This is a genomic window from Pseudoalteromonas sp. SG44-1 (genome assembly GCF_014164315.1).
In the GTDB taxonomy this organism is placed as follows: Bacteria; Pseudomonadota; Gammaproteobacteria; order Enterobacterales; family Alteromonadaceae; genus Pseudoalteromonas; species Pseudoalteromonas rhizosphaerae.
Map to the genome: position 1 here is coordinate 1 of NZ_JACJEW010000114.1, position 4,162 is coordinate 4,162.

The following is a 4,162-nucleotide window of genomic DNA, read 5'->3' on the forward strand; positions in this document are numbered from 1 at the left end:
TTTCAGAAAATTTAACTAACTAAGGTAAAGCATTATGCAGATCTCTATTACAGTTTGCTTTAGAGTATTTACGTTAAATTATTTTGGGGGCATAAACAATTTAGATCCGAATGACGGCTCTGTGCTGTTTCCGGACATTGATGAATATAATGTGTGAAGTCATAATTTAACCTCTTTGGCTTGTTTAAATCTTGCCATGAGCAATTCTTTGACTAATACTCGGGCCTTCTCTACATCAAATGCTCTAGCGGCATACCCTTTTGCAAGAATTTCTTGAGGTAAATATTCATCAAACTTATCTATGGCTTTTTCTGCAATAGCATCAGCTAAATCAATTGCTGATATGGTTTGAGCATCTCGAAAGCTTTTAAGAGCCCCGATGACATCATCAATTAAGGTATTCTCAACTTCTATAATTCCTGCAAATGCACCTGCTCCAAACCCTTTGTGTATAAGTACTGCAACGAGTGTATTTACAACTTTATCGCCGGCCCAGGGCAAAACAACGGCTGTATTGCCATACTGTAAGAAATGCGTACTTTCAAGTTTTGCAGTTTTAAAAAAGTCAGCACCTTCTTTGAAAAGTGCTTGAGCAACTGCATCACCAAATTCAATTCTTTGTTCACCAACTTGAACTCTGTAGTCACCTTCTTCCAGTATTTTAAGCATTTCTTGTCTCACTACATCATGTACAGCCATCCCTGAACCACCAAATTTAGGTGGTTTCCCTCCTTTTGCATGCTGTACTGAAATCACTTTTTTGTCTGTATCGACTAGCTCAACCACCCAACGTTTACCCGCAAATACAATATGTTGGCCCTCTAAAATAAGGCTATCTACGGGTAATGTCCCTAGTGTTTTACTACCCGTTATAATTCTAAATTCTTCAGGGGTTTTAAAAACGGCATAAAACGTATAATGATTTGTTATTTTTTCACCCATAAAACCTAAAACCAGTTCACCACTACCTAACTGGGTAATAAGATCTACCTTACCCATATGAGATAGCAAATCTTTAAAATGTGTAACAGTAACTTGTTGGAATGGACCGTCTTTACAAAGTAATACGTAGATTTGATCTGCTCTTATCCCCCCCCATTGCGCGATGAGAGCTAAAACTTGATGAAGTAATGTTGAAAAGTGATAGAGCGAAGTGTCTGCTGGTTCGTACCACTTACTTGCAACCAATAAACGTATCATCGCTAGCGATTGAACCAATTCAAGCCGCAGTTTATCTACAATACTCGATTTTTCTGTAAGGTCAGCCTCAGTTATCAGCATTCGCAAAATACTAGCGCCACCACGCCTACCTGAACGACCCATGCGCTGCCGTAAACTTGCAATAGAATGCGGCGCAGTAACTTGCACGACAGAGTTAACCTTGCCTATATCAATGCCTAACTCCAAAGTCATAGTACACACTGCTGTAGTAGGCATTTGATCTTGCTGAAGCCGAGCTTCAAGTGTTTCTCGCATTTCTTTGGCTAACGAGCCGTGATGTGGAAAAAACTCGTTAGGCACAGTGTTAATCTCACACATCTCAGCAAGAGTGGTCGCAATGCTTTCAGTGCGACTTCTGCTGTTTGCAAACACTAAGTGGTTCCCACCACGGCAAAGGCCATATAAATCGTTACATACGCTTTGCTCCGCAGTAACCGCCTCATCTATTACTACAGCGCTTTCAATGTATCCCTTCACTTGCATTTTTAACGTTGATGAAGACTGCGTTTGCTTTATTATTTTACAAGACAACGATTTATTGGGTCTTAAAGACGCCGGGACACTTTCTAAGTCACCTAAAGTGGCACTTAAAGCGGTTCTGGGTATTGGTGCGTTTACACGGCCAAGCAGATGCTCTAAGCGGTGCAGTAAGCTCAACAAGTGATGGCCACGCTCAGTACCAATAAATGCGTGAAATTCGTCTATAACTATATGCTTTAAATTCTGAAAAGCAGATTTTACCCAGCCACTGTCTCTTATTAATAATGACTCTAGGGACTCTGGCGTTATTAACATGATGCCAGATGGATTTCGTTTCAGCTTATTTTTTCGACCTTGAGGGCTATCACCATGCCAAGGTGTAACTTGTATGTCTAACAAGTCTGACAAGCTTTCTAGCCTTCGATCTTGATCGTTTATTAACGCCTTTAGCGGGCTGATATATAAAATACCTACACCGCTTACTTGATCTGCGATACTACTTATTGCAGGTAAAAAAAATGCTTCGGTTTTTCCTGCGGCAGTAGAGGCACTAATAAGCACATCAGTCTTTCCTGAGAGGATAGGGTCAATTGCTAAACATTGTATCTCTCTGAGTCGATCCCAGCCTTGTTTAAAAATCCACTGCTGAATGCGAAAATCAAGCCTTTCGTGTGCATCAATCATAATTTAAAATCAGCTAGCTCATCGTCCTCAGATTCAATTTCTAACTCTACATCGGAAGGCTTCTCCTCTGCAATATCAACATTTTTAATTAAGCTGTCCCAAGAAATACTTGGGTTTTGATCAATCACGGCAAGCATATCCAAAAACGCCTTAATCGTATTTCTTGGCGTTCTGAAGTAAGCGTCTCCAATTGTTTTACTGCAATGGACTAAAAATGCTTTAAGGGACTCGTCAGGAACTAAATATAGCGATTCATCACCTGATGCGAAAACATGCCTAAGGTTTTTAAGTAATATGAATAATTCTTCTGGCGTTAAACTTGCCAAATGCAATGCTGGAGATGAGTAATCAATAACACCAGCTTGCTTTGCAAACGTATTGCCAGCTAAACGAGATTGCAGCGCCTCATAGCTATATAACCCTTTTCTTGGATCAAGTAAAAACTCGGGTGTACCACCGAGTAAAAACCCTAAGTACTCAGCCGATCCTTGTAAGCAGTCGTTGAGTATTCTTAGAATTTGCTCGTAATTTGATAATCGTGCTTGGGTGCTATTGAGTTTGTATAAATTTACCATTTCATCGAGGTTAACTAATAACCCTTCATAGCCAGCTTGCCTTACAAATAAACTCATAAGCTTTAGAGAGTCATAAAACGACGCATCTGAGATAATACTTCTTATACCAAGATCTTTGCGAGCATCTGTTTTTGTTGCATACTCTGCTCTTAACCATTTTACAGCGTTGTTCTTAAGTTGCTCGTTATCTGTTTCATGGCCAGTCCAGTATGCTTCTATAACTTTTGCAAAGTCGTAACCACCTACAAACGCGAGCCTTTCGTGGATCACTGTGGTTATTTCCTTGCTTGTATTATCTGCTTCTTTTCGTGCCTCGGTAATAAACTTTTCAACAACACTGGTCAATGCATTACCATCAGGCTTATTACGAGTAGACATGTTTCTCATTAACTCAGAATACAAGTTTCTGGCTTGTCCAGATGATGCATGAATACGACGGTCAGGAGATAGATCTGCATTAACAGTAACTAACTTGCGCTCTAATGCTATCGCTCTTACTACACTTAAAAAGAATGTTTTACCTGAGCCGTATTCGCCAATAATTAACCGAAAAGCAGAGCCGCCCTCTGTCACTCTGTCGATATCTTTAATGAGCGCTTTAAGCTCATTACCACGACCTACTTGTATATGTTGTATGCCGACTTTTGGGGTAACACCCGATTTAAGAGACTGTATAATTGCATCGCGCTCTTTTGATCTGATTTTTTTTGCTGCCATTGTTATAACTCCCTTATCTCTTCGACTATTTCTTCATCAATGTATATATCACCGTCATCATCAATTACTGGTGCATCCACTAAATCAAATGACCAGTCATTAATGGTTTCTATAGCACCATCGACCATTAATTTTAGCTCACTACACATTTGAGCTACCTCTTCGCGACCCCATTGCGCTTTAGCACATAGCTTTTCAAACAACTGGCTATGAGCCTGATCTAATCCTTCAACTTCGTTTGTCAGCTCTGAGACTTCAATATAATCGCTTTCATCTTCATCTGAGGTAAAGATCTTTTCCAGCATATTTTTAGCTTCTGTTGTTTGGCTTTCATGAAGGGCTAAGATTGCTTCATCTAAGCCCCCCTGTGTCAGGATAGTTGTCGCCTCTAACTTTTAATAGAGGCAGATAAAAATGAGACGTCGATTTACACAAGAATTTAAAGTTCAAGCGGTTGAAAAAGCATTATCTCAATGTGATGATGT

The 4,162-nt window shown here is 39.9% G+C and carries 3 protein-coding genes; all 3 read right to left on the bottom strand.

Annotation, left to right across the window (positions count from 1 at the left end; all coding sequences use genetic code 11):
* Positions 1-159 precede the first annotated feature (159 nt).
* Genes H5187_RS22735 through H5187_RS22745 form a run of 3 tightly spaced genes read right to left on the bottom strand, consistent with a single transcriptional unit; the run spans position 160 to position 4,054 of the window.
* The gene (locus H5187_RS22735; RefSeq protein ID WP_182761843.1) at positions 160-2,385 is read right to left on the bottom strand and encodes a DEAD/DEAH box helicase; all 2,226 of its coding nucleotides are present in this window, start codon (positions 2,383-2,385) and stop codon (positions 160-162) included.
* Entirely contained in the window at positions 2,382-3,677 is a 1,296-nt protein-coding gene (locus tag H5187_RS22740; RefSeq protein WP_182798400.1) for an ATP-binding protein, read from the bottom strand. The genes H5187_RS22735 and H5187_RS22740 overlap by 4 nt, the downstream gene beginning before the upstream one ends.
* 2 nt (positions 3,678-3,679) lie before the next feature.
* Positions 3,680-4,054, bottom strand: coding sequence for a tellurite resistance TerB C-terminal domain-containing protein (locus H5187_RS22745; protein WP_182798401.1), 375 nt, complete (start codon positions 4,052-4,054; stop codon positions 3,680-3,682).
* Positions 4,055-4,162 lie beyond the last annotated feature (108 nt).